Annotated in this window: 19 protein-coding genes and 1 riboswitch; of the genes, 10 read left to right on the forward strand and 9 right to left on the reverse strand. The window is 59.4% G+C overall.

What is annotated here, in order from left to right; genetic code table 11:
* Window positions 1-3: 3 nt before the first annotated feature.
* The 3 genes from QRN20_RS22765 to QRN20_RS22775 form a co-directional block, all read right to left on the reverse strand.
* Window positions 4-963, reverse strand: a complete 960-nt coding sequence (locus QRN20_RS22765; protein WP_004883864.1) for an AAA family ATPase — start codon at window positions 961-963, stop codon at window positions 4-6.
* Window positions 964-1,380: 417 nt separating this feature from the next.
* Window positions 1,381-2,142, reverse strand: a complete 762-nt coding sequence (locus tag QRN20_RS22770; RefSeq protein WP_029243394.1) for an amidohydrolase family protein — start codon at window positions 2,140-2,142, stop codon at window positions 1,381-1,383.
* A 37-nt stretch (window positions 2,143-2,179) separates the two neighbouring features.
* Complete coding sequence (locus QRN20_RS22775; RefSeq protein ID WP_004883866.1) at window positions 2,180-2,539, reverse strand: hypothetical protein; 360 nt, start codon at window positions 2,537-2,539, stop codon at window positions 2,180-2,182.
* A gap of 382 nt (window positions 2,540-2,921) precedes the next feature.
* Here QRN20_RS22775 and QRN20_RS22780 point away from each other — a divergent pair, with 382 nt between their 5' ends.
* Window positions 2,922-7,778 carry an NAD-glutamate dehydrogenase gene (locus QRN20_RS22780; protein ID WP_122606345.1) on the forward strand — a complete coding sequence of 1,619 codons (4,857 nt, stop codon included), beginning with the start codon at window positions 2,922-2,924 and terminating at the stop codon, window positions 7,776-7,778.
* Between the two features lie 108 nt (window positions 7,779-7,886).
* On the opposite strand, the gene mntP is transcribed toward QRN20_RS22780, so the two are convergent.
* Window positions 7,887-8,453, reverse strand: coding sequence for a manganese efflux pump MntP (mntP, locus tag QRN20_RS22785; protein ID WP_088235700.1), 567 nt, complete (start codon window positions 8,451-8,453; stop codon window positions 7,887-7,889).
* Between the two features lie 4 nt (window positions 8,454-8,457).
* Window positions 8,458-8,626: riboswitch (yybP-ykoY riboswitch) on the reverse strand.
* Between the two features lie 256 nt (window positions 8,627-8,882).
* On the opposite strand from mntP, the gene QRN20_RS22790 reads away from it, so the two are divergent.
* Window positions 8,883-9,428 carry a DsbA family protein gene (locus QRN20_RS22790; protein WP_122544202.1) on the forward strand — a complete coding sequence of 182 codons (546 nt, stop codon included), beginning with the start codon at window positions 8,883-8,885 and terminating at the stop codon, window positions 9,426-9,428.
* Between the two features lie 8 nt (window positions 9,429-9,436).
* On the opposite strand, the gene QRN20_RS22795 is transcribed toward QRN20_RS22790, so the two are convergent.
* Complete coding sequence (locus QRN20_RS22795) at window positions 9,437-10,342, reverse strand: DMT family transporter (protein WP_122544203.1); 906 nt, start codon at window positions 10,340-10,342, stop codon at window positions 9,437-9,439.
* A gap of 93 nt (window positions 10,343-10,435) precedes the next feature.
* On the opposite strand from QRN20_RS22795, the gene QRN20_RS22800 reads away from it, so the two are divergent.
* Window positions 10,436-11,767 (forward strand): aminotransferase-like domain-containing protein, encoded by a 1,332-nt coding sequence (locus QRN20_RS22800; RefSeq protein ID WP_122544204.1) that lies wholly within the window; start codon window positions 10,436-10,438, stop codon window positions 11,765-11,767.
* A gap of 246 nt (window positions 11,768-12,013) precedes the next feature.
* On the opposite strand, the gene acnB is transcribed toward QRN20_RS22800, so the two are convergent.
* Complete coding sequence (acnB, locus tag QRN20_RS22805) at window positions 12,014-14,614, reverse strand: bifunctional aconitate hydratase 2/2-methylisocitrate dehydratase (protein WP_004883871.1); 2,601 nt, start codon at window positions 14,612-14,614, stop codon at window positions 12,014-12,016.
* Between the two features lie 401 nt (window positions 14,615-15,015).
* Here acnB and QRN20_RS22810 point away from each other — a divergent pair, with 401 nt between their 5' ends.
* From QRN20_RS22810 to QRN20_RS22830, 5 genes are all read left to right on the forward strand, one after another.
* Window positions 15,016-15,486: a DUF1289 domain-containing protein gene (locus QRN20_RS22810; RefSeq protein WP_004883872.1), complete on the forward strand. Its 471-nt coding sequence runs from the start codon at window positions 15,016-15,018 to the stop codon at window positions 15,484-15,486.
* Between the two features lie 82 nt (window positions 15,487-15,568).
* Window positions 15,569-16,180, forward strand: a complete 612-nt coding sequence (locus QRN20_RS22815) for a MiaE family protein (RefSeq protein ID WP_004883873.1) — start codon at window positions 15,569-15,571, stop codon at window positions 16,178-16,180.
* A gap of 158 nt (window positions 16,181-16,338) precedes the next feature.
* A complete protein-coding gene (locus QRN20_RS22820; RefSeq protein WP_057408000.1) occupies window positions 16,339-16,824 on the forward strand; it encodes a MarR family winged helix-turn-helix transcriptional regulator in 486 nt (161 codons plus the stop codon).
* Between the two features lie 75 nt (window positions 16,825-16,899).
* Complete coding sequence (locus QRN20_RS22825) at window positions 16,900-18,117, forward strand: HlyD family secretion protein (RefSeq protein ID WP_088235696.1); 1,218 nt, start codon at window positions 16,900-16,902, stop codon at window positions 18,115-18,117.
* 63 nt (window positions 18,118-18,180) lie between these two features.
* Window positions 18,181-19,719, forward strand: coding sequence for a DHA2 family efflux MFS transporter permease subunit (locus tag QRN20_RS22830; protein WP_096767743.1), 1,539 nt, complete (start codon window positions 18,181-18,183; stop codon window positions 19,717-19,719).
* A 136-nt stretch (window positions 19,720-19,855) separates the two neighbouring features.
* On the opposite strand, the gene lpxH is transcribed toward QRN20_RS22830, so the two are convergent.
* Both lpxH and QRN20_RS22840 read right to left on the reverse strand, forming a co-directional pair.
* Window positions 19,856-20,617, reverse strand: coding sequence for a UDP-2,3-diacylglucosamine diphosphatase (lpxH, locus tag QRN20_RS22835; RefSeq protein ID WP_043302822.1), 762 nt, complete (start codon window positions 20,615-20,617; stop codon window positions 19,856-19,858).
* Entirely contained in the window at window positions 20,614-21,117 is a 504-nt protein-coding gene (locus tag QRN20_RS22840; protein ID WP_025996875.1) for a peptidylprolyl isomerase, read from the reverse strand. The genes lpxH and QRN20_RS22840 overlap by 4 nt, the downstream gene beginning before the upstream one ends.
* A 208-nt stretch (window positions 21,118-21,325) precedes the next feature.
* Here QRN20_RS22840 and QRN20_RS22845 point away from each other — a divergent pair, with 208 nt between their 5' ends.
* Both QRN20_RS22845 and cysS read left to right on the forward strand, forming a co-directional pair.
* Complete coding sequence (locus QRN20_RS22845) at window positions 21,326-23,020, forward strand: glutamine--tRNA ligase/YqeY domain fusion protein (protein ID WP_122415119.1); 1,695 nt, start codon at window positions 21,326-21,328, stop codon at window positions 23,018-23,020.
* 20 nt (window positions 23,021-23,040) lie between these two features.
* Window positions 23,041-24,423: a cysteine--tRNA ligase gene (gene cysS, locus QRN20_RS22850; RefSeq protein WP_029243385.1), complete on the forward strand. Its 1,383-nt coding sequence runs from the start codon at window positions 23,041-23,043 to the stop codon at window positions 24,421-24,423.
* Between the two features lie 191 nt (window positions 24,424-24,614).
* Here the strand turns inward: cysS and QRN20_RS22855 are convergent, their stop codons facing one another.
* Window positions 24,615-26,474: a sigma-54-dependent Fis family transcriptional regulator gene (locus QRN20_RS22855; protein ID WP_122428977.1), complete on the reverse strand. Its 1,860-nt coding sequence runs from the start codon at window positions 26,472-26,474 to the stop codon at window positions 24,615-24,617.
* Window positions 26,475-26,634 lie beyond the last annotated feature (160 nt).

The raw sequence follows: 26,634 nt of genomic DNA on the forward strand, positions 1-26,634 counted from the left end.
GGGTCAGGCGACGGCCACGACGTCGAGGATCCGCTGAATCACGCGGTCCTGATCGATGCCCGCAGCTTCGGCCTCGAACGACAGGATGATGCGGTGGCGCAGCACGTCGAACAGCACCGCCTGAATGTCCTCGGGGCTGACGAAATCGCGTCCGGCCAGCCAGGCGTGGGCCCGTGCGCAGCGGTCCAGCGAGATAGAGCCACGCGGGCTGGCGCCATAGGCAATCCATTCGGCCAGTTCCTGATCGAACTTGGCCGGTGTGCGAGTGGCCATGACCAGTTGCACCAGGTATTCCTCAACCGCGTCGGCCATGTACAGACCGAGGATTTCCTTGCGGGCTGCAAAGATCGCCTGCTGGCTGACGCGCCGCTCCGGCTTGGTTTCGCCATTCAGCGCTTCGCCGCGGGCCTGCTGCAGGATCTTGCGTTCGACGGCGGCATCCGGGAAGCCGATCTTGACATGCATCAGGAAGCGGTCGAGCTGTGCTTCGGGCAGGGGATAAGTGCCTTCCTGCTCGATGGGGTTCTGGGTCGCCATGACCAGAAACAGCGGCGAAAGATCATAGGTGCTGCGCCCGACACTGACCTGACGCTCGGCCATGGCCTCGAGCAGAGCCGACTGGACCTTGGCTGGCGCGCGGTTGATTTCGTCCGCAAGCACCAGATTGTGAAAGATCGGACCCTGCTGGAACACGAAACTGCCGGTTTCCGGACGATAGATCTCGGTGCCGGTGATGTCGGCAGGCAACAGGTCGGGGGTGAATTGAATGCGATGAAACTGTGCTTCGATGCCTTCTGCCAGTTCCTTGATGGCCTTGGTCTTGGCAAGGCCCGGTGCGCCTTCGACGAGCATGTGGCCGTCGGCAAGCAGGGCGATGAGCAGGCGTTCGATCAGCTTTTCCTGGCCGAGGATTTGCGTTGAAAGAAATGTTCGCAGCGCAATCAGCGCCTCACGATGTTCCATCGGTGACTGTTCCTGGCAGGGTAATCAGCCGCGTCGGGCGACAGCAGGCTGGGGGCGTTACTTTAATTCATTCGGGCAGGTATCGACTAACGACTCTGGGGTTTTTTATGAAGTTTAGAGATAGTTCATACGTTTAGATGGGAATTGTCCTACATGTTTTGTCTGCTCTTTGTAGGAAGTTACAGGCGAGAGCTACTTTCAACAGTAATTGCCTCATGTCTGACCGGCCGCAGACTTGCAGCTGACAAATGACTTTGGGAGGCCTCACTGGTCCTTCGGCGTAGCGCTTTCGCGCAGCAAACACGCACCGTGGGAGGCGGCTTGCCGGCGATGCAGTCGATGCGGTATGTCAGGAAAATCGCGTCATCGTTCATCGCCGGCAAGCCGCCTCCCACGTAAACGTTTTCATTCAGCAGATTACGTATTGTTTGATGACACCCGATAAAACGCCGCAGCATTGCCCCACAACACGTTTTGCGCAGCCGCCTCACCCAGCGCCTCCACTACCAGATCGATATCACCCGGCTCGAACGGCCGGGGTGCGCGGGTCGAGGGCAGGTCGGTGCCGAACATCAGGGCGTCGGGGTTGGCTGCGTGGATGTCCTTCAAAATCGCTGGCACAGCAAAGTCGACCCGCCCGAAGCCGCAGGCCTTGATCCGTACGCCATGCTCGGCCAAACGTAGCAACACAGGCAGGCCTTCGGCACTCAGCCCCAGATGATCGATGCTCACGGCAGGCAGCCTGAGCAGGCGGGTTTCGATGTCGGCCAACTCGCGTGAGTCGATATACAGCTCCGAATGCCAGCCGACCAGATCGTGAACCCTTAGTGCCAGGGCTTCCAGTTGATCGAGCTGTTCAGACCCGCCCCGCTTCAGATTGAAACGCAGGGCCCGTACGCCAGACGCGTTGAGCATTTCCAGCTCTGCATCCGTGACACTGGACGGTAACTGAGTCACGCCTGCGAAATTCGGTCCCAGCCGTTTCAGTGCGGCCAGCAGGTAAGTCTGATCAAAGCCTTGAAACGAGCCCGAAACCACGGCACCACCCCTGACACCCAAGGGTTCGACCTGCGCCAGATAGTCGCTCACCCGGAACGGCTCCGGCAGGAAACCATTGTTGGCCTGAAGCGGATAACCGGGGTCGATGATGTGGCAGTGGGCGTCGAAAATGGCGGGCATGACGGGCTCCTTGTGGTCCGAACGGCAGTAGATGTGATCAGGCGAGTTCGCTTACATAGCTGCCCACGTCTTTCAGAATGATCTGCAGGGTTTCCTCGACTTCGTGCAGTTCGCCTGCCGAGGTGCTGTGCAGGATTTCGTAACGCTCATGGCCGTCCAGTTGCTTGCCGTCCGCGGGATCGATTTCCAGCAGCAGGCGTTCGGCACTAAAGGTCACTTTCAGCGTCGAGACCGTATGCGTCCTGTCGTCCCGAACGGTGATTTCCACTTCGTTTTCATCGGGAAAACGACTCAGCGAGAACAACTCGCCGTTCTCGCTGTGGCAGCAGAGCAGCGCCATGTTGTCGTATTCGTCATCGCAGGGATTGACGATAAGGCTGGCAGTCTTGATGAGCATGTCGGGTTCCGGTTTTTCGAAAGTGGGCGGGCAGGACGGATTTTGCCAGTCCCCGAGACATTTTGTCGGCCATTAATTGGCACTTTCGTGCCGGTTGACCGGCTTGGCGATGACCGAATATGTCGCAGCCTCGTAAGTAGTGTCCGGTCCGCTGTCGTTAAGCTGCACCAAAGACGTGCGCGCACGAAGCCCTCAGGTTTCCTGCTTCTTTTTTTCATGACATGCACTGCGACATTCAAATGTGACTACCCTGACACGACAGGCGTTAGTACTTTAGCTTTACACTCGATCAGGTGGTGTCCATACAACCGGACGCCGGTACACCCGGATCACAACACCTTCTTCAAGCCTCCCCAATAAAAGCCAAAGCGGAGTACCACAGATGGCGTTCTTCACCGCAGCCAGCAAGTCCGATTTCCAGCATCAACTGCAATCGGCACTGGCTCAGCACATCAGCGAGCAGGCACTGCCACAAGTGGCGCTGTTCGCTGAACAGTTCTTCGGCATCATTTCACTGGATGAACTCACACAGCGTCGACTGTCCGACCTCGCGGGCTGCACACTGTCCGCCTGGCGCCTGCTCGAGCGTTTCGAACACGCCCATCCTCAGGTCCGCGTCTACAACCCCGATTACGAGCGTCACGGATGGCAGTCGACTCACAGCGCCGTCGAAGTGCTGCATCATGACCTTCCGTTTCTCGTCGATTCCGTACGCACCGAGCTGAACCGTCGCGGTTACAGCATCCACACCCTGCAAACCACCGTCCTGAGCGTGCGACGCGGCCCGAATGGCCAGTTGCTCGAACTGCTGCCAAAAGGCACCACCGGCGACGACGTATTGCAGGAATCGCTGATGTACCTGGAGATCGACCGCTGCGCCAACGCCAGCGAGTTGAACGTGCTGGCCCGCGAACTGGAGCAGGTGCTCGGCGAAGTCCGCGCCGCTGTCGAAGATTTCGAGCCGATGAAAGCGCGCCTGCGTGACCTGCTTGTCAGCATCGACGCCAACGAATCCAACACCGACGTCGAAGAAAAGGCCGAGATCAAGGTTTTCCTTGAATGGCTGGTGGATAACCATTTCACCTTTCTGGGCTATGAAGAATTCCAGGTCAGCAACGACGCCGATGGCGGGCAACTGATCTACGACGAATCCTCGTTCCTGGGCCTGACCAAGCTGCTGCGTCCGGGCCTGAGCCGCGAAGAACTGCACATCGAAGACTACGCAGTGAAATACCTGCAAGAGCCGATGCTGCTGTCGTTCGCCAAGGCTGCCGTGCCAAGCCGCGTGCATCGTCCGGCCTATCCTGACTTCGTCTCGATCCGTCAGATCGACGCGTCGGGCAAGGTCATCAAGGAATGCCGCTTCATGGGCCTCTACACCTCGTCGGTGTACGGCGAGAGTGTCAGGCAAATTCCTTACATCCGTCACAAGGTCGCAGAAGTCGAACGTCGTTCAGGTTTCGATGCCAAGGCGCACCTGGGCAAGGAACTGGCGCAGGTGGTCGAAGTGTTGCCCCGCGACGATCTGTTCCAGACGCCGGTCGACGAGCTGTTCAGCACCGTCATGTCCATCGTGCAGATCCAGGAGCGCAACAAGATTCGCGTGTTCCTGCGCAAGGACCCGTACGGCCGTTTCTGCTACTGCCTGGCCTACGTGCCGCGTGACGTGTACTCCACCGAGGTAAGGCAGAAGATCCAGCAGGTGCTGATGGATCGTCTGAAAGCCAGCGATTGCGAATTCTGGACGTTCTTCTCCGAATCCGTGCTGGCCCGCGTACAGCTGATCCTGCGCGTGGACCCGAAGGTCAATCTGGAAATCGACGTCGCCCAGCTGGAAAACGAGGTCATTCAGGCCTGCCGTTCCTGGAAGGACGACTACGCAAGTCTGGTGGTCGAAAGCTTCGGCGAAGCCCACGGCACCAATGTGCTCGCCGACTTCCCGAAAGGCTTCCCGGCAGGCTACCGCGAGCGTTTCGCAGCGCATTCGGCCGTGGTCGACATGCAGCATGTGCTGAGCCTCAGCGAAAGCAATCCGTTGGTGATGAGCTTCTACCAGCCACTGGCCGGTGGTCGTCAGCAACTGCACTGCAAGCTGTACCACGCCGATACGCCGCTGGCGCTGTCCGACGTACTGCCGATTCTGGAGAACCTCGGCCTGCGTGTGCTGGGTGAATTCCCGTATCGCCTGCACCACGCCAACGGTCGCGAATTCTGGATTCACGACTTCGCCTTTACCTACGGCGAAGGCCTGAACCTCGATATTCAGCAGCTCAACGACACGTTGCAGGACGCTTTCGTGCACATCGTCAGCGGCGATGCCGAGAACGATGCGTTCAACCGTCTGGTGCTGACTGCCGGTCTGCCATGGCGCGACGTGGCGCTGCTGCGCGCCTATGCCCGTTACCTGAAGCAGATTCGTCTGGGCTTCGACCTGGGCTACATCGCCAGCACACTGAACAACCACACCGATATCGCCCGCGAGCTGACGCGTCTGTTCAAGACCCGTTTCTATCTGGCGCGCAAACTGGGTTCGGACGATCTGGACGACAAGCAACTGCGTCTGGAACAGGCCATCCTGACCGCGCTGGACGATGTTCAGGTGCTCAACGAAGACCGCATCCTGCGTCGTTACCTGGACCTGATCAAGGCGACCCTGCGGACCAACTTCTACCAGACCGATGCCAACGGCCAGAACAAGAGCTATTTCAGCTTCAAGTTCAACCCGCGTCTGATTCCCGAACTGCCGAAGCCGGTGCCCAAGTTCGAGATTTTCGTTTATTCGCCACGCGTCGAAGGCGTGCACCTGCGTTTCGGCAACGTAGCGCGCGGCGGCCTGCGCTGGTCGGATCGTGAAGAAGATTTCCGGACCGAAGTGCTGGGTCTGGTAAAAGCTCAGCAGGTGAAGAACTCGGTCATCGTGCCGGTCGGTGCCAAGGGCGGTTTCGTGCCGCGCCGTCTGCCGACCACCGGCAATCGCGACGAAGTGCAGGCTGAGGCAATCGCCTGCTATCGCATCTTCATTTCGGGTCTGCTGGACATCACCGACAACCTCAAGGAAGGCGTGCTGGTGCCACCGGTCAACGTGGTTCGCCACGATGACGACGACCCGTACCTGGTCGTTGCCGCCGACAAAGGCACCGCGACCTTCTCCGACATCGCCAACGGCATCGCCATCGACTACGGCTTCTGGCTGGGCGACGCGTTTGCGTCCGGCGGTTCGGCCGGTTACGACCACAAGAAGATGGGCATCACTGCCAAGGGCGCGTGGGTTGGCGTGCAGCGTCACTTCCGTGAGCGTGATATCAACGTTCAGCAGGACAGCATCAGCGTGATCGGCATCGGCGACATGGCCGGTGACGTATTCGGTAACGGCCTGTTGATGTCCGACAAGCTGCAACTGGTCGCAGCCTTCAACCACCTGCACATTTTCATCGACCCGAATCCGGACCCGGCCACCAGCTTCGTCGAGCGTCAGCGTCTGTTCGACCTGCCGCGTTCGGCCTGGACCGACTACGACACCAGCATCATGTCTGCGGGCGGCGGTATTTTCCCGCGCAGCGCCAAGAGCATCGCCATCACCGAACAGATGAAGGCACGCTTTGACATCAAAGCCGACAAGCTGACCCCGACCGAACTGCTGCATGCGCTGCTCAAGGCGCCTGTGGACCTGTTGTGGAACGGCGGCATCGGCACGTACGTGAAGTCCAGCGAAGAGTCCCATGCGGACGTGGGCGACAAGGCCAACGACGCACTGCGTGTCGACGGCAACGAGCTGCGCTGCAAGGTGGTGGGCGAGGGCGGCAACCTGGGCATGACCCAGCTGGGCCGTGTCGAGTTCGGCCTCAATGGCGGCGCGACCAACACCGACTTCATCGACAACGCCGGTGGCGTGGACTGCTCCGACCACGAAGTGAACATCAAGATCCTGCTCAACGAAGTGGTGCAGGCTGGCGACATGACCGAGAAGCAGCGCAACCAGCTGCTTGAAAGCATGACCGACGAAGTCGGCCACCTGGTGCTGGGCAACAACTACAAGCAGACGCAGGCACTGTCGCTGGCCGCTCGCCGTGCCTACGACCGCATCGCTGAATACAAGCGTCTGATGAACGACCTGGAAGCCCGTGGCAAGCTGGACCGTGCCATCGAGTTCCTGCCGGCCGAAGACCAGATCGTCGAGCGCGTATCGGCCGGTCATGGCCTGAGCCGTGCCGAACTGTCGGTGCTGATCTCCTACAGCAAGATCGACCTCAAGGAAGCGTTGCTGGAATCCCGTGTCCCGGATGACGACTACCTGGCACGTGACATGGAAACCGCGTTCCCGCCATCGCTGAGCGCCAAGTTCTCCGTGGCCATGCGCGGTCACCGTCTGAAGCGCGAAATCGTCAGCACCCAGATCGCCAACGATCTGGTCAACCACATGGGTATCACGTTCGTGCAGCGACTCAAAGAGTCGACCGGCATGAGCGCTGCCAACGTGGCCGGTGCCTACGTGATCGTGCGTGATATCTTCCACCTCCCGCACTGGTTCCGTCAGATCGAGGCGCTGGACTACAAGGTGTCGGCAGAAATCCAGCTGTCGCTGATGGATGAGCTGATGCGTCTGGGCCGTCGTGCCACACGCTGGTTCCTGCGCAGCCGTCGCAACGAACTGGATGCCGGTCGTGACGTGGCGCACTTCGGTCCGCACATCGCCGCACTGGGTCTCAAGCTCGACGAGCTGCTGGAAGGTCCGACCCGTGAAGTCTGGCAGGCGCGTTATCAGGCCTATGTCGAAGCCGGTGTGCCGGAATTGCTGGCGCGCATGGTGGCAGGCACCACGCACTTGTACACGCTGCTGCCGATCATCGAAGCCTCCGACGTCACCGGGCAGAACGCTGCCGACGTGGCCAAGGTGTACTTCGCCGTAGGCAGTGCGCTGGACGTGACCTGGTACCTGCAGCAGATCAGCAGCCTGCCGGTGGAAAACAACTGGCAGGCCCTGGCCCGCGAAGCGTTCCGCGACGACATCGACTGGCAACAGCGGGCGATCACCGTATCGGTCCTGCAGATGCCGGATGGTCCATCGGACGTGGAAGAGCGCCTGGCGCTTTGGCTCGAACAGCACGCCCTCATGGTCGAGCGCTGGCGCGCCATGCTGGTCGAACTGCGTGCCGCCAGCGGCACCGACTACGCCATGTACGCCGTCGCCAACCGCGAGTTGCTGGACCTGGCCATGAGCGGACAAGCCATCACGGTGTGATGGTTTGACCGGCCGTTAACAAAAAACCCGCCTTGAGAGAGGCGGGTTTTTTGTATGGGTCTGAAACACGTTGTCGCAGCCGGGCGTGTTGTTCGCCCGTTCAGTTGATCAAGCGGCGGACAAGTGTTCGTAGAGGATGGTCGCGCCGACGAGCATCAGCACCACACCACCGACGATTTCGGCGCGCTTGCCGACAACCGTTCCCAGCGCACGACCCAGCATCACGCCAATGGTGACCATCACGGTTGTTGCCAGGCCTATCGCGGCAGCAGCTACCAGAATATTGACGTCCACGAATGCCAGGCCCACGCCGACTGCCAAGGCATCGATACTGGTTGCGAAAGCGGTGACTGCCAGGATCAGAAACGAGTGCTGACCGGGTTTTTCCTCTTCTTCATCGTCGTGTTTGAGCCCGTTGTAGATCATGTGCAAGCCCAGCGCGAGCAGCAGGGCAAAGGCGATCCAGTGATCCCAGCTTTCCACGAACCGGGTTGCAACCTGTCCGATGCTCCAGCCGATGATTGGCGTAATGGCCTCGATAACGCCGAAGATCAATCCTGTTCGCACGGCTTCGATAAAACGAGGCTTGTGAAGGCTGGCACCTTTACCCAAGGCAGCCGCAAAAGCGTCCGTCGACATGGCAAGAGCGAGGAAAATGAGGGAGATGGGATTCACGGTCAACATCCAGTCGGGCTATGAGTCAACGACGCGTCCACACGCCCGACTTTAGGCATGGATGCATCGTTGGTCTCGCCAACCAGAAGGTGTTCGCACCACGGCATGTTGCCGAGAATGTTGACGCGAACGCTCCATGACCGAAGTCCAGAGCAGGCTACTCCCCAACAAGGGAGGCCACTATAGACACATGAATGTGAAAAAGATATTAAACGGCAACGCGCTATTCAAGTGCTGACAGGCAAGCTGTGCCAGTTCGTAACAGGTCTTGACGGAACTCATGGGCGCCACTGACGTTCAGTTGCAAAGGCTGCTGTTGGTCGTTCGTGATGTTGGCGCCTATCCCGACCGGCAGAGCATTGTTATGTCGGCCGCTCGGTCTTTAAAGCCATGACGCCTCGACAGTCATTCAAAAGAGAGCAACTCATCATGCAGGCAGACGCACTTACCTGGGGTCAAGGCCCTCGTATTCTTGAAGTATTCCTTGAGCCCACGTGCCCGTTTTCGGTCAAGGCTTTTCGCAAGCTCGACAAGCTGCTGGAACAGGCTGGCGAGGACCGCCTCACGATCAAAATTCGTCTCCAGTCCCAACCGTGGCACATGTTTTCCGGCGTCATCGTGCGCTGCATCCTGGCCGCTTCGACCCTTGAAGGCGGCAAGAATAAGGCCAAGGCCGTGATGGCAGCCGTTGCTGCGCATCGCGCCGAATTCGAATTCGAGCACCACGCCAGCGGACCCAATCTCGACGCCACACCGAACGACATCATTGCCCGTCTGGAAGGCTACAGCGGCGTGCAGTTGGCCGAAGCGTTCGCGCAGCCCGAGCTTGAGCACGTCATCAAATGGCACTGCAAATACGCCCGCCAGAACGGCATCCATGTGTCCCCGACCTTTATGGTCGACGGTCTGGTGCAGCCTGCCATGAGCAGTGGTGATGCGCTGGAACAGTGGCTTTCGCAGCTTCAGCTCGATTGAAAGGCGCTTCATCGGGGTTTATTGGAAAATCTCCTGGCCCCGGCGACGCAACCGATCACTGCAACCGTGACACCCAGCACGCCCAGGCTGACGGGTTCATCGAGCAATAGGGCGGCCAACGCCAGGCCGAAGAACGGTTGCAGCAGTTGAAGCTGACCGACCGCGGCAATGCCGCCCTGTGCCAGCCCTCGATACCAGAAAACGAAGCCGATCAGCATGCTGAACACCGAGACGTAGAACAGGCTGCTCCAGGCCCCGACAGTTATTCCTGACAGCGAAGAGGGCGCGCTGATCAACGTCAGTGGCAACATCACGGGAAGGGCGATCACCAGTGCCCAACAAATGACCTGCCAGCCGCCCAAGTCTCTCGACAGTCTGGCACCTTCTGCATAACCCAGCCCGCAGACGATAATAGCCAGCAGCATCAGGCCGTCTCCTGTTGCTGATGTGCTGATGCCTTGAGACAGCGCAAACCCCACCACCATGGCGCTGCCTAGAATCGAGAACAGCCAGAACGCACGACCGGGGCGGTCACCGCCGCGCAGCACGCCGAAGACGGCGGTCGCCAATGGCAACAGACCAATGAAGACGATGGAGTGCGCCGAGGTGACGTGCTTCAGCGCCAGTGCGGTCAGCAACGGAAAGCCCAGCACCACGCCAGTGGCGACGATGCACAGCGAAAACAACTGATGCTTTGCCGGGCGTTTTTCCCGGAATGCCACGAGCATGCCGATTGCCAGCGCTGCGGCAATGGTGGCGCGGGCAAAGGTCAGGAACAGCGGATCGAATTCCATGACGGCAACCCGTGTGGCAGGTAACGAGCCGCTGAAGATCAACACACCGATCAGGCCGTTCAGCCATCCGCTGCCTTTTGTATGAGCGGTCTTATGGAGTGGGTTCAAAGCCTGTTCCATGGGTTTTTCTCACGGCTGTTCAATCGGTGGGGATTGAGTCATCGTAGGGCTGCAATTCAATACAATCAAAAAATCGTCATGGATACATTTACGATGGCTGTCGCGCGTTACAAATCGGTAGTGGATCAGCTGGCAGCGGATATTCGTGGCGGAAAACTGCTGCCGGGCACGCGTCTGCCTACCCATCGCCAGTTGGCGGCAGACCATGGGTTGGCGTTGGCGACAGCCACGCGGGTTTATGCCGAGCTCGAAGCCATGGGGTTGGTCAGCGGTGAGGTCGGGCGTGGCACCTTCGTACGCGAAACTACGATTTCACCGGGGCTTGGCATTGATCAGAAGGCCGTGGCCATCGGCATGATCGACTTCAATTTCAATTATCCGTCACTGTCCGGCCAGGCCGACCTGTTGCGCATGGCATTACGGCAACTGGCTTTGTCAGGTGATCTGGATTCGTTGTTGCGTTATCAGCCCCATGCCGGACGTACGCATGAGCGTGCCGTGGTTGCGCGACATCTGAGCGTACGGGGGCTGACGGTAGAACCTGAGCAGGTACTGATCGTCAACGGCGCGCAACAGGGGCTCGCAGTTGCGTTGATGGCTTTGCTCAAGCCGGGTGATGTAATCGCTGCCGATGCGCTCACTTACTCCGGATTCAAGGTGCTGGCGCAGGCGCTGCATCTGGAGGTCGTGCCGATTCCTGCGGGTGCTGAGGGGCCTGATCTGGTGGCATTGGAGTATTTGTGTCGGAGTCGGCGGATAAAGGCGCTGTACATGATGCCGACGCTGCACAATCCGCTCGGCTGGGTGATGAGTCTCGAGGTACGTGAACAGTTGGTGGTCTTGGCGAGAAAACACGACCTGCTGATCGTTGAAGACGCGGCGTATGCGTTCCTGGCTGACAACCCTCCAGTACCGCTGGCACAGCTTGCTCCAGAGCGGACGGTCTATGTGTCGGGGCTTTCCAAGAGCGTCGCTACCGGGTTGCGGGTAGGGTTCGTCGCCGCGCCTCTCGACAAGGTGTCCGCGATGGAGCGAACCATTCGTGCGACCACCTGGAACACGCCAGGCGTACTGACAGCCATTGCGACCGGCTGGCTTGAAGACGGCATCGTCCTGAAACTCGAGGCAGAGAAACGACTCGATGCCGAGGCCCGACAAGCAGTGGCTCGCGAGGTGCTTGAAGGCATTGAGTTCGTCGGTCACCCCTCGTCCTATTTTTTATGGCTGCCGTTACCTGAGGATGCCCGCGCCGACCAGATCGCCTTGGCCTTGTTGCAGGAAAAGGTCGCTGTATCGACCGCCGAGCCTTTCTCGATATCCACCAGCACGCCGCATGCACTGCGACTGGCGCTGGGGTCGGTGAGCATGGATGAACTACGGGACGGGCTGGGTAGGGTGAAGCGAATTATCGAGGTTTATCTGTAGCCTTTATTATTTTGAGGATTCAGCCAATTCGTGTTTCGCGTCTGAGTCCCATGTGACGCGGAGCGTCACGGGCTGCATGCCCACGCGGAGCGTTGGCACGATCAGTCTTCGACCCCTCACCGATCGTTCCTCACGCTCCAGCGTGGGAATGCCTCTCTGGACGCTCTGCGTCCGCTTTTTCTGCTTTATCGAAGGTATAAAAAAACCCCGCACAAGGCGGGGTTCTTTCAACGCTGTGTTTCGCTATTACGCTTGAACAACCGGGATGTTGGCGTTCGCTGCGGCTTCACGGAATTCGGCGATCTGATCGAAGCTCAGGTAGCGGTACACGTCCGCTGCCATGGTGTCGATCTGTTGCGCGTAGCCCATGTACTCCTCGACGGTCGGCAGGCGACCCAGGATCGATGCGACGGACGCCAGCTCGGCCGAGGCCAGGTAGACGTTCGCGCCGTCACCCAGACGGTTCGGGAAGTTACGGGTCGACGTCGATACCACTGTCGAGTTCGGCTCTACGCGTGCCTGGTTACCCATGCACAGCGAGCAGCCCGGCATTTCCATGCGCGCGCCAGCCTTGCCGTAGATGCCGTAGTAGCCTTCTTCGGTCAGCTGATGCGCGTCCATCTTGGTCGGCGGCGAGAGCCACAGGCGTGTCGGCAGCTGGCCCTTGACCTGATCCAGCAACTTGCCCGCAGCGCGGAAGTGGCCGATGTTGGTCATGCAGGAACCGATGAACACTTCGTCGATCTTCTCGCCCTGTACCGAAGACAGCAGGCGGGCATCGTCCGGGTCGTTCGGCGCGCAGAGCACAGGCTCTTTGACGTCGGCCAGGTCGATCTCGATGATTTCAGCGTACTCGGCGTCCTTGTCGGCTTCCAGCAGCTCCGGGTTGGCAACCCAGGCTTCCATCGCCTGAGCACGACGCTCCAGGGTGCGCGGATCACCGTAACCCTGTTCGATCATCCAGCGCAGCAGCGTGATGTTCGAGTTCAGGTATTCGATGATCGGCTCTTTGGCCAGCTTGATGGTGCAACCGGCAGCCGAACGTTCGGCCGACGCGTCGGACAGCTCGAAAGCCTGCTCGATGCTCAGGTTGTCCAGGCCTTCGATTTCCAGGATACGACCGGAGAAAGCGTTCTTCTTGCCTTTCTTCTCTACGGTCAGCAGGCCAGCCTGAATTGCGTAGTAAGGAATGGCGTGAACCAGGTCGCGCAGGGTGATGCCAGGCTGCATCTTGCCCTTGAAGCGAACCAGGATCGACTCAGGCATGTCCAGCGGCATGACGCCAGTGGCGGCAGCAAACGCAACCAGACCGGAACCGGCCGGGAAGGAGATACCGATCGGGAAGCGGGTGTGAGAGTCACCACCGGTGCCGACGGTGTCCGGCAGCAGCATGCGGTTCAGCCAGCTGTGGATGATGCCGTCGCCCGGACGCAGGGAAACGCCGCCACGGGTCATGATGAAGTCAGGCAGCGTGTGGTGCGTCTTGACGTCGATCGGCTTCGGATAGGCCGCGGTATGGCAGAAGGACTGCATGACCAGATCGGTCGAGAAGCCCAGGCAGGCCAGGTCTTTCAGCTCGTCGCGGGTCATCGGGCCAGTGGTGTCCTGGGAGCCGACGGTGGTCATTTTCGGTTCGCAGTAGGTGCCCGGACGGATACCTTCCACGCCGCACGCCTTGCCGACCATCTTCTGCGCCAGGGTGAAACCCTTGGTGCTTTCGGCTGGCTGGTCAGGCGTCTTGAACAGGTCGAAGGCTGGAAGGCCCAGTTCGGCACGTGCCTTGCTGGTCAGGCCACGGCCGATGATCAGTGGGATACGGCCACCGGCGCGGACTTCGTCCAACAGCACCGGGGTCTTCATTTCGAAGGTGGTGATGACTTCGTCGCTGTCGTGCTTGCAGACTTTGCCAGCGTACGGGTAAACGTCGATCACATCGCCCATGTTGATGTTCGAGACATCGAATTCGATCGGCAGGGCGCCTGCGTCTTCCATGGTGTTGTAGAAGATTGGAGCGATCTTGCTGCCGAAGCAGAAACCACCGGCGCGCTTGTTCGGCACGTAAGGAACGTCGTCGCCAAAGAACCACAGTACCGAGTTGGTCGCCGATTTACGCGAGGAACCGGTACCGACCACGTCACCGACGTAGGCGATAGGGAAACCCTGGCCGCGCATTTCTTCGATCTGCTTCATCGGGCCGATGGAGCCCTGTACGTCCGGAACGATGCCTTCACGGGCCATTTTCAACATGGCCAGAGCGTGCAGCGGGATGTCTGGACGCGACCAGGCATCAGGCGCTGGCGACAGGTCGTCGGTGTTGGTTTCGCCGGTGACCTTGAAGACGCGCAGGCTGATCTTGTCGGCCAGCGTCGGGCGCTTCTTGAACCACTCGCCGTCGGCCCAGGACTGAACGACTGCCTTGGCGTGAGCGTTGCCGCTCTTGGCTTTTTCGGCCACGTCGTGGAAGGCGTCGAACATCAGCAGCGTGTGCTTGAGCTGTTCGGCAGCGACCGGCGCCAGAGTAGCGTCGTCGAGCAGGTCAACCAGCGTGACGATGTTGTAGCCGCCCTGCATGGTGCCCAGCAGTTCGGTTGCACGTTTTTTGTCGATCAGGGGAGAAGTGGCTTCGCCCTTGGCCAGGGCAGACAGGAAACCGGCCTTGACGTAGGCAGCCTCGTCAACGCCTGGTGGAACGCGATTGGTGATCAGATCGACAAGGAAAGCTTCTTCGCCAGCCGGGGGATTTTTCAGCAGCTCAATAAGGCCTGCGGTTTGTTCGGCGTTAAGCGGCTGGGGCACGATACCCTGGGCGGCACGCTCTTCGATGTGTTTACGGTAGGCTTCAAGCACAGTATTACCCTCATCAGTGGTCCCAAATGGGTGTCCGGGACGCTCATCCAGAAATTGTCCGTACCCACGCAAGACTTTGGAGCCTTGTTGGCAGGGTGTCGGCAATTCCTAACAGAAGCTGTTTTCAAAGTTTTACGCCTGCAGGACGGGGAGGAGAGGCGGTCGACACGGCCATCCGTGATGAGGGGATGGCCTGTCGACGCCGCACTGCGGGATTAACTTGACTGTGCTCGTGACGCTTTGAAAACAGCTTCCAACGGACATTGGCGCCTTAAAAGGCTCGCTGATTCTACGGCAAATCTGAACTAAAGGTAAGTTAGCCCCTACATGTTCGGGGGTGAAAGTGCTTAGACAAAGGACTAATATGGGCCCTTGTTTCGCCTGCCCAAGCCCCGCCAGCCATGCCTGATCACATCATCAAAACACCCTGCGTCGGCCTTTGCTCCACTGTTTACGGGGATTTGGTGTGCCGTGGCTGCAAACGCTTCCACCATGAAGTCATCCACTGGAACGGTTACAACGAAGACGAAAAAAGAGCCGTCTGGTTGCGTCTGGAACAGTTGCTGGTTCAGGTCATGACCGCCAAGCTCGAAATCTTCGATGCCGACAAACTGCGGCTGCAGCTTGTCCAGCGCAAGATTCGCTTCGTGCCGCACCAGTCCGAATATTGCTGGGCCTATCAATTGATCGCTCGCGGTGCGCGGGTCATCAGTCAGGTGGAAGCCTACGGTTTCGTGTTGTTACCCGAATTTCGTAATTGGTCGCTGCCTGAGTTACGTGATGCGATCGACCGCGAGTTCTTTTTGCTCTCCGAGGCGCATTACCAGCGTTATATAGCGCCGGGCTTTCTCAAGGATGCCTTCGGCGCCTGATCCGCCGCCGCGCTTTTGTCTCGCGGGACGTCGATAGCCCTCGTATAATGCCGCGCTTTGCCTTTGCGCCATGTGTGAGCCTATGTACCCGATCCCTGAAATCGAAGCCTTTCTGCTTTGCCGTACGCCCGACAGCTGGGTTCAGGCTGCATTGCGCAACCTCGACATCCTGCTGATCGACCACGCGAACAATGAGAAGAAGGCGGCAGGGGCGGCGTTCCAGTTCATGTTCCAGTACAACGACAAGTTCGACCTGCTGGCCAAGATGTCGCGCCTGGCCCGTGAAGAGCTGCGTCATTTCGAGCAGGTGATCAGCATCATCCGCAAGCGCCAGATTCCGATGGCCAACATAAGCTCGGCGCGTTATGCCGGGGCGTTGCGCAAGCTGGTGCGTAATCACAACCCCTACCGCCTGACCGATGCGCTGGTGGTGGGTGCCATCGTCGAAGCCCGTTCCTGTGAGCGTTTCGCCGCGCTGGTGCCGCACCTGGATGAGGACCTGGCCAAGTTCTACGGCAGTCTGCTCAAGTCCGAAGCGCGGCATTTTCAGGATTACCTGAAGCTGGCTTACACCTATGGCGACAAGGCAGACGTGGACGCCAAGATCGAAGAGATTCGTCTGGCCGAGCGCGAGCTGATCGAAAGCCCAGACGAGGAATTTCGTTTTCACAGTGGCGTACCTGTCGCCGCCTGATCCGGCGCGCCATTTCGGCCAGCGACAAAAAACGACCGTCTTACCAGCGGTCGTTTTTTTATGCTTTTTTAGTAAGCAAGCTAACAAATACTTTGACAATAGCTGTCTAGGCAGTAATATTTTGTAATCACTGCCTAGGCAGCTTTCCGGGTGATTCCTTGAAACATTTCAGTCCTGAAAATTTTGATTCCAGCCTGATCGGGCTGCTGGTCGGGCGTACCAACGCGCTGAAAGACCGCATGCTGGACAAGTACCTGCTGCCGTACGACGTCACGTTCGCGCAGTTCAAGGTGCTGATCATCATTGCCCAGTTTTCGACGGATACGCCGGTGGAATTGTGTCGGCACCTGTCGCTGGACAGCGGTTCGATGACTCGCATGCTGGACCGTCTGGAACAGAAGGGGTTGATCGTCCGCACCCGTTCGGAAACCGATCGTCGTCAGGTGCGTGTCGCCCTGACGTCTCAGGGACAAGCGCTATCCGACCTGCTGCCGCAGATCGGTGCCGATGCCATGAACGACACCTTCGCTGCCCTCGACGCTGAGGAAGTGGAAGTGCTGCGCCGGATTCTGACCAAGGTGCTGGTCGCCGCCGACGACCATATCGCCCTGACTCGCCTGAGCTTCAACGCCAAAGGCAAATAAATACGAATAGCCCGAAGTTGAGGGCGGCCGGTCTGGCCGGATCTCAGCCGTTCTGCCGACTTGAAGGTAATTGCCATGGCCACTGCCGCCGCTGAAAACACGTCTGCCCCTGAACAGAAACAGCCAAACGCCCCGAAATCCGGCAAGCGCAAATTCCTGCTGGCCGGTCTCGCCATCATCGTCGTTCTCTGTGGACTGGCGATATGGGGCTGGTATGAGTTTTACGGTCAATGGAGCGAAGAGACCGATGACGCCTACGTGAGTGGCAACGTGGTGGAAATCACGCCGCTGGTCACCGGCACGGTCATCAGTATTGCCGCAGACGACGGTGATCTGGTCCGCGAAGGACAGGTTCTGCTGCGTTTCGATCCAAGCGATGCCGAAGTCGGGCTGCAGAGCGCCGAAGCCAATCTGGGCAAGGTCGTGCGTCAGGTTCGCGGCCTGTACAGCAACGTCGATGGCATGAAGGCTCAACTGGCCGCCCAACGTGCGGCGGTGCAGACGGCTCAGGATAACTACAGCCGTCGCCGCAGTCTGGCGGCCGGTGGCGCAATCTCCCAGGAAGAGCTGTCCCATGCCCGGGATCAACTGACCAGCGCACAAAGTGCTTTGAACAACATCCAGCAACAGTTGAGCACCAGTGTGGCGCTGGTCGATGACACCGTAGTGTCTTCCCATCCAGACGTGAAGGCGGCGGCTGCGCAGTTGCGTCAGGCCTACCTCGCCAATGCGCGGACCACTCTGGTGGCACCGGTGACCGGTTACGTTGCCAAGCGCAGCGTGCAACTGGGCCAGCGCGTTCAGCCTGGTACCGCGACCATGGCGGTGATTCCGCTGGATCAGCTGTGGATCGATGCCAACTTCAAGGAAACCCAGCTGGGCAAGATGCGTATCGGTCAGCCGGTGGAAATCAGCTCCGACCTGTATGGCAGCGACGTGAAGTACAGCGGCACCATCGACAGCCTGGGCGCGGGGACCGGCAGCGCGTTCGCGCTGTTGCCAGCCCAGAACGCGACCGGCAACTGGATCAAGATCGTCCAGCGTGTGCCGGTCCGGGTCCACATCAACCCTGAAGAGCTGGCGCAACACCCGCTGCGCATTGGTCTGTCGACCACCGTTGAAGTCAATCTGCACGACCAGAGTGGTCCGATCCTGGCGCAGCAGCCTCCGAAGCAGGCTGCGTTCACTACCCAGGTCTACACCGAACAGCTGGCTGATGCCGATGCCTTGATCGCGCGCCTGATCCATGAAAACAGCGCGGCCAGCGACAAAAGCAAGACCGCCCAGCGCTGATCCGCCCATCCGCCTGCCCCGGTCTTTCGGCCGGGGTGTCGCCCACGTTTTCAGGGATTCGCGATGAGCACCAACGCCCCCGCTTCCTTTACGCCTCCCAGCCTGTTGCTCTGCACCATTGGCCTGTCGCTGGCGACCTTCATGCAAGTGCTCGACACCACCATTGCCAACGTGGCCCTGCCGACCATTGCAGGCAATCTGGGCGTCAGCTCGGAGCAGAGCACCTGGGTCATCACCTCGTTTGCCGTCAGCAACGCCATCGCGCTGCCCCTGACCGGCTGGCTGAGCCGCCGCTTCGGCGAGGTCAAACTGTTTCTGTGGGCGACCTTGCTGTTTGTGCTGGCTTCGTTTATGTGCGGGATTTCCACGTCGATGCCCGAGCTTGTAGGCTTTCGGGCCTTGCAAGGCATCGTCGCCGGGCCGCTTTATCCCATGAGCCAGACCCTGCTGCTGGCTGTCTACCCGCCTGCAAAACGGGGCATGGCGCTGGCCTTGCTGGCGATGGTCACGGTGGTCGCGCCCATTGTCGGGCCGATTCTGGGCGGCTGGATTACCGACAGTTACAGTTGGCCCTGGATCTTCTTCATCAATATTCCGATCGGCCTGTTCGCAGCATTGGTGGTGCGCACGCAGATGGCCAAGCGTCCGGTCAACACCCAGCAACAGCCGCTGGATTACGTCGGGCTGATCTCCCTGATCATCGGCGTCGGCGCGCTGCAGGTCGTGCTGGACAAAGGCAATAACCTGGACTGGTTCGAGTCGAATTTCATCGTCATCGGCGCATTGATTTCGCTGGTAGCGCTGTCGGTATTCGTGATCTGGGAAATGACCGATAAACATCCCATCGTCAATCTGCGGCTGTTCGCCTATCGAAATTTTCGGGTCGGTACACTGGCGATGATTGGCGGGTATTCAGGGTTTTTCGGCGTCAACCTGCTGTTGCCACAATGGTTGCAGACGCAGATGGGCTACACCGCGACCTGGGCCGGACTGGCGTTGGCGCCGATTGGTATCCTGCCGGTGTTGATGTCGCCCTTCGTTGGCAAGTACGCACACAAGTTCGACCTGCGCCTGCTGGCCAGCCTGGCGTTCCTGGCCATGGGCCTGAGCTGTTTCATGCGTGCAGACTTCACCAATCAGGTGGATTTCCAGCACATCGCCATGGTCCAGTTGTTCATGGGGATAGGCGTCGCGCTGTTCTTCATGCCGACCCTGAGCATTCTGTTATCGGACCTGCCACCCAACCAGATTGCCGATGGTTCAGGCCTCGCCACCTTCCTGCGTACGCTGGGCGGCAGCTTCGCGGCATCGCTGACGACCTGGATCTGGATTCGCCGTGCCGAGCAGCATCATGCGTACCTGAGCGAAAACATCAGCACCTATGACCCGGCCACACGCCATGCGCTCGACACCCTGGGCGGTGCCGGTCCGCAAGCCTATGCGCAGCTGGAACAGACGCTCAACGGGCAGGCATACATGATGTCGACGGTGGATTACTTCTACATGCTGGGCTGGTTGTTCGCGGGGTTGATCCTGCTGGTCTGGTTCGCCAAACCACCGTTCGCCGCGAAAGCAGGACCAGCGGCAGGGGGAGGGCATTGATAGCGGGTTTGGCTGGGTAAACATAGGCCGCGCTGCATGGTCGTGCTCATCGCTCTGCGTGGGTATGCCGCCCGTGACGCTCCGCGTCACAATTGGCACAGACTGCAGGTTCAGTAAGGGAGACAGCTGCTTTTATTTACAACGAAGGCGGCAATGCCAGCGTGCGATTCTCTTCCGGCACAAAATCGAACGAACCGAGGCTGAAACCCTGTTCGTCCACCTGCAGCGCCCAGCCCTGACGATCCCAGTCGCCCAGCACGATACGTCTGGCGGCAACGTCGCCGAGCTGCAGTTTATGAATGGCAGGGCGATGCGTGTGGCCGTGGATCAGCGTGTGCACACCGAATTGCTGCATGATTCGCGGCACTTCTTCAGGCGTCACATCGACAATGTCGTTGGCTTTCATGCGGGTCTTTGCGCGGCTTTCATTGCGCAGCTTGCGCGCCAGTTTGTGGCGGGTCTTCAAGGGCAGGTGACGCAGAATGAACAGCGTCAGCGGATGGCGCAGGTAGCGGCGCATCCTGATGTAGCCCACATCACGCGTGCACAGGCTGTCGCCGTGCATCAACAGCACCGGCTCACCGTTCAACTGCACCACGGTCGGGTCGGCCAGCAGCGTACAACCCGCTGCTTTGCAGAAACCCTTGCCGATCATGAAGTCGCGGTTGCCGTGCATCAGAAAAATTCGGGTACCACTGTCGCTCAGTTCGCGCAGGGCCTTGCAGATCGAAAGCTGGAAAGGTGACATGGCGTCGTCACCGATCCAGGCTTCGAAGAAATCCCCGAGGATATACAGCGACTCGGCTGTGCGAGCCCGGCCTGCGAGTAGATCCAGAAACGCCCGGGTAATGTCCGGGCGCTCTTGCTCAAGATGCAAATCGGAGATCAGCAGTATCACTCAACGATCTCTGCTTTTTCGATGATCACGTCTTCGACAGGAACGTCCTGGTGACCGGCCTTGCTGCTGGTGGCAACGCCCTTGATCTTGTCGACAACGTCAGTGCCTTCGATCACTTCACCGAATACGGCATAGCCCCAGCCCTGAACGGTCTTGGCGCTGTGGTTCAGGAAGGCGTTGTCAGCCACGTTGATGAAGAACTGCGCGGAAGCCGAATGCGGCTCCATGGTGCGAGCCATTGCAACTGTGTATTTCTTGTTTGGCAGGCCGTTGTCAGCTTCGTTCTGGATGCTCGGGCGCTTGTCTTTCTTTTCCTTCATGCCTGGCTCGAAACCACCGCCCTGGACCATGAAGTTGCCGATCACACGGTGGAAAACGGTATTTTCATAGTGGCCAGCGTTGACGTATTCGATGAAGTTGGCAACGGTCAGCGGCGCTTTTTCTGCGTTCAATTGCAGAACGATGTCACCGTGGTTGGTAGTCAGTTTTACTTTGGACATATCGAAGTCGCTCTCTTGGCGTTCATGAAGGGGCGCAATATCACCCTGACGTGCAGTTTACAGGCGAGGTTACATTTTTCGCGCTTTTTGCCGCTTTTCTGCCTGCAACCCTGCACTCTGTTGTCAGGGACTTGACAGCTTCGGCTATGATAAGCGCTTTGATTTAGTCGGCCTACCCTGGCCGCGCACAAGTATGTCCAAGGATCCTATGAGCAAGCCCACTCCAGAACCCGCTGCGAATACAAAGGCAGGCCCTGTCGTACCGACCAACTTCCTGCGTCCGATCGTGCAGGCTGACCTGGATTCGGGCAAACACACCCGGATCGTGACCCGCTTCCCGCCAGAGCCGAACGGCTATCTGCACATCGGTCACGCCAAGTCGATCTGCGTGAACTTCGGTCTGGCCAACGAGTTCGGTGGCGCGACACACCTGCGTTTCGACGACACCAACCCGGCCAAGGAAGACCAGGAATACATCGATGCCATCATGAGCGACGTGAAGTGGCTCGGCTTCGAGTGGGCGGGTGAAGTGCGTTACGCCTCGCAATACTTCGATCAACTGCACGACTGGGCCGTTGAACTGATCAAGTCCGGCAAGGCTTATGTGGATGATCTGACCCCCGAGCAGGCACGCGAATACCGTGGCACCCTGACCGAGCCGGGCAAGAACAGCCCGTTCCGTGAGCGCAGCGTCGAGGAAAACCTGGACCTGTTCGCCCGCATGAAAGCCGGTGAGTTCGAAGACGGTGCTCGCGTACTGCGCGCCAAGATCGACATGGCGTCGCCGAACATGAACCTGCGCGACCCGATCCTGTACCGCATTCGTCACGCGCACCATCACCAGACCGGTGACAAATGGTGCATCTACCCGATCTATGACTTCACCCACGGTCAGTCGGACGCCATCGAAGGCATTACCCATTCGATCTGCACGCTGGAGTTCGAAAGCCATCGTCCGTTGTACGACTGGTTCCTGGACAACCTGCCGGTGCCGTGCAAGCCGCGCCAGTACGAATTCTCGCGCCTGAATCTGAGCTACACCGTGACCAGCAAGCGCAAGCTCAAGCAACTGGTTGACGAGAAGCACGTCAATGGTTGGGATGATCCGCGCATGTCCACGCTGTCCGGCTTCCGTCGCCGTGGCTACACGCCGGCCTCGATCCGCAACTTCTGCGAAATGGTTGGCACCAACCGTTCCGACGGCGTGGTGGATTTCGGCATGCTCGAGTTCAGCATCCGTGATGACCTGGATCGCAATGCGCCACGCGCCATGTGCGTGCTGCGTCCGTTGAAGGTCGTGATCACCAATTACCCGGAAGGCCAGGTCGAGAAGCTCGAACTGCCGCGTCACCCCAAGGAAGACCTGGGCGTGCGCGAACTGCCGTTTGCTCGCGAGATCTACATCGATCGCGACGACTATATGGAAGAGCCGCCGAAAGGCTACAAGCGCCTTGAGCCGAACGGCGAAGTGCGTCTGCGTGGCAGCTACGTGATCCGTGCCGACGAGGCCATCAAGGACGCCGACGGCAACATCGTCGAGCTGCGCTGCTCCTATGACCCTGACACCCTGGGCAAGAACCCTGAAGGCCGCAAGGTCAAGGGCGTTATCCACTGGGTGCCGGCCGAGGCCAGCGTGGAATGCGAAGTGCGTCTCTACGACCGTCTGTTCCGTTCGCCTTCGCCCGACAAGGCCGAAGATGGTGCTACGTTCCTGGAAAACATCAACCCTGATTCCCTGCAGGTCCTGACAGGTTGTCGTGCTGAACCATCGCTGGCTAATGCACAGCCGGAAGACAGGTTCCAGTTCGAACGCGAAGGCTACTTCTGCGCCGACATCAAGGATACAAAACCTGGTCATCCGGTCTTCAACCGCACAGTGACACTGCGCGATTCCTGGAGCTGATGTACCACGGGGGTAGGAAAGTGCTTTCCATCTACAACACGCTCACCAAGAGCAAAGAAGTTTTCAAGCCGCTGGATGGCAACAAGGTGCGCATGTACGTCTGCGGGATGACCGTGTACGACTACTGCCACCTGGGCCACGGCCGCAGCATGGTCGCGTTCGATCTGGTGACGCGCTGGTTGCGGTTCAGCGGCTATGAACTGACGTATGTGCGCAACATCACCGACATTGACGACAAGATCATCAACCGTGCGCGTGACAACGGCGAGTCGTTCGACGCACTGACGGCGCGCATGATTGACGCCATGCACGAGGACGAGGCTCGCCTCAACATCCTCAAGCCGGACATGGAACCGCGTGCCACCGATCACATCGCCGGCATGCACGCCATGATCCAGACCCTGATCGACAAGGGTTACGCTTACGCGCCGGGCAATGGCGATGTGTACTACCGCGTCGGCAAGTTTGTCGGCTACGGCAAGCTGTCGCGCAAGAAAATCGAAGACCTGCGCATCGGTGCGCGAATCGAAGTGGACGAGTCCAAGGACGATCCGCTGGACTTCGTGCTCTGGAAGGGCGTCAAGCCGGGCGAGCCGAGCTGGGATTCGCCATGGGGTCCGGGTCGTCCGGGCTGGCATATCGAGTGCTCGGTGATGTCGACCTGCTGCCTGGGTGACACCTTCGACATTCATGGCGGCGGCAGTGACCTCGAGTTTCCGCACCATGAAAACGAGATCGCCCAGAGCGAAGCGGCGACCGGCAAGACGTACGCCAATGCGTGGTTGCACTGCGGCATGATCCGCATCAATGGCGAGAAGATGTCCAAGTCCTTGAACAACTTCTTCACCATTCGCGACGTGCTGGAGAAATACCACCCGGAAGTGGTGCGTTACCTGCTGGTATCGAGCCACTACCGGAGCGCGATCAATTATTCCGAGGACAGCCTGCGCGAGTCCAAGGCAGCGCTGGAGCGCTTCTATCACGCGCTCAAGGGCCTGCCGGTCTCCGAGCCTGTCGGCGGCGAAGCGTTCGTCGAGCGCTTTACTGCTGCAATGAACGACGACTTCGGCACGCCCGAAGCCTGTGCCGTGCTGTTTGAAATGGTGCGCGAGATCAACCGTCTGCGTGAGACCGATCCTGCAGCAGCAGCGGGTCTTGCGGCGCGTCTCAAGCAACTGGCCAGCGTGCTGGGTGTGTTGCAGCTGGAGGCTGACGACTTTCTACGCGCAGGTGCAGAAGGTCGTGTCGATGCCGCTGAAGTGGAAGCGCTGATTCAGGCGCGTCTGGCAGCGCGTGCTGCCAAGGACTGGGCCGAATCCGACCGCATCCGCGACCAGATCACCGCCATGGGCGTTGTGCTGGAAGACGGCAAGGGCGGAACGACCTGGCGTCTGGCGGACTGAAGTCGAAACGAGAGTGTCTGGCTGGATGCATAACGACTGGGAGGCGGCTTGCCGGCGATGGCGTCAGTTCATTCACTGATCTGATCGTTCCCACGCTCTGCGCTCATCGTTATACACAAGTCCGCCTCGACACTGATCGTGCCCACGCGATGGGCACGATCAGCGTCGAGGCGGGCACTGCCTGACGTCGATCAGGTTTCGCCGCCTTGCTGTTCCCGTAAGCGTTTGTACAAGGTGTTGCGGCTCACCCCGAGTCGCTTCGCCAGCTGCGAAATATTCCCTCCGGCTGCCTGAAGCAGATCATTCAGGTCGTCGGTGTTTTGCAGGCGATCCTGGACAACCCCGGCTGTCTGTCTGTCACTGCGCTGCTCATCCAGTCCTGCATCCAGAAAGAAATCTTCCGGCAAATGATCGGTGGTGATCGGCTGATCGTCGGCCAATGCCAGCGCCACCTGAATCACGCTGTTGAGCTGGCGGATATTGCCCGGCCATGGGTGATGCTCGAACAGCTCAAGCACTTCCCGTGAAAAACCGGCCCGCTGGTGCGGGTCCCGATGCCGTTCCCAAATGCGTTGCACCAGTGCGTGCTTGTCGGTTCTTTCGCGCAGCGGCGGCAGTTCGATGTTCAGGCCGCTGATCCGGTAGTACAGGTCCTGACGGAAATGCCCGGCCTGCACCTGATCGCGCAACGTGCGGTTGGTGGCTGATACCAGACGGATATCCACCGGATACAACTCGCCACCGCCCAACGGCTGAACGCAACGCTCCTGAAGGACCCGCAGCAGGCGTGCCTGCACCGACATCGGCATGTCACCGATCTCGTCCAGAAACAGTGTGCCCTTGTCGGCTTTGCGAATCAGCCCGATGCTGCCTTTCTGGCTGGCACCCGTGAACGCGCCCTTGGCGTAGCCGAACAGCTCAGCTTCCACCAGATCGGCCGGAATCGCCGCGCAATTCACCGCGATCAGCGGCTGACTGGCCCGCGAGCTGGCCTGATGCAGCGCCTTGACGAACACTTCCTTGCCGACCCCGGTCTCGCCATGGATCAACAACGGAATATCCTTTTCCAGCAGGCGCTGTGCCTGGATAACAGCCTTCTCGACGCGGGTATCGCCCAGGCTGATGGCTTGCAGATCCAGGCTTCGGGCGACCATCGGAGCAGGAGTGGCTGCCGTAACCGCATGCAGTTGCAATGGCTTGCGTCTCGGGCGCTTGATCAGGCACTGGAAGCGGTTGTTGCCGAACGCCTGCAGCGCAAAAGGCCGGGCTTCGGGCTCGCTGAGCAGTTGCAGGATCGGGCATTTGAACAGCGTCTCGATGCTGACGCCGGCGAGCCGGACGCCCAGCAGCGTGTCGGCGCGGCGATTGGCGCAGAGAATCTGGCCGCTCTCGTCGAAAATCAGCAGTCCGGCCCACTGGCTGTCGAGGTTGTTCAGGCCTGTATTAAAGATCAGCTGGAAATGCGTGTCGCGAAACTGGTCGAGGATCAGCCGGTTTTCCACCGACTGGCTCATCATCTTGACCATGCCCAGGGTGTGGGAGGGCGGCAGGAAGCTGTCACTTGAAACATCCAATACCGCAATGATGCGCCGGTCGGCGTCGAAGATCGGCGAGGCCGAGCCGGTCATGAAGCGGTTGGCTTTGAGGAAATGCTCGTCAGGCTCGATATGGATGGCTTGTTCACAGGCCAGTGCGGTGCCGATGGCGTTGGTGCCGGTGCCTCGTTCACTCCAACTGGCTCCCGCCAGAAATCCCTGATGCGATGAATCGCCGAACCGCTGAGTGCCCCAAGACTTGAGCAACTGGCCCTGGGGATCGGCCAGCAGGATCAGGCAGTTGGAATTGCTCAGGATGTTTTCATAGACCGGCAGGACTTCCTGATGGGTCGTCTGCACCAGCGCGTTGTGGCGTTCCAGCAGCTGTGAGACTTCCGACCCGGGCAACTGGCCGAACGACGGACGCGTCTGATGGCTGAGACCGAAGTCCCGGCAGCGTGTCCATGAATCGCGAATGATGATGTCGTGCGCAAGCGAAGTGCTGGATTGAGCCATGGCAAAACCTGCAAGGATGACGTGTTGTTTTTATTTTCAGGTTTCGTCGCGTGTCCATCCTGGCGTGCAACGTCCATCCAGTGTCGTTCAGATGTGTTCAAAGTCAACGTTCATTTTGCTCAGTTGTTCAGCGTTTACTGTTCATTTTTGTTCAGCTGCG

Source organism: Pseudomonas sp. fls2-241-TYG-175 (genome assembly GCF_030209155.1).
Lineage (GTDB): Bacteria > Pseudomonadota > Gammaproteobacteria > Pseudomonadales > Pseudomonadaceae > Aquipseudomonas > Aquipseudomonas viridiflava.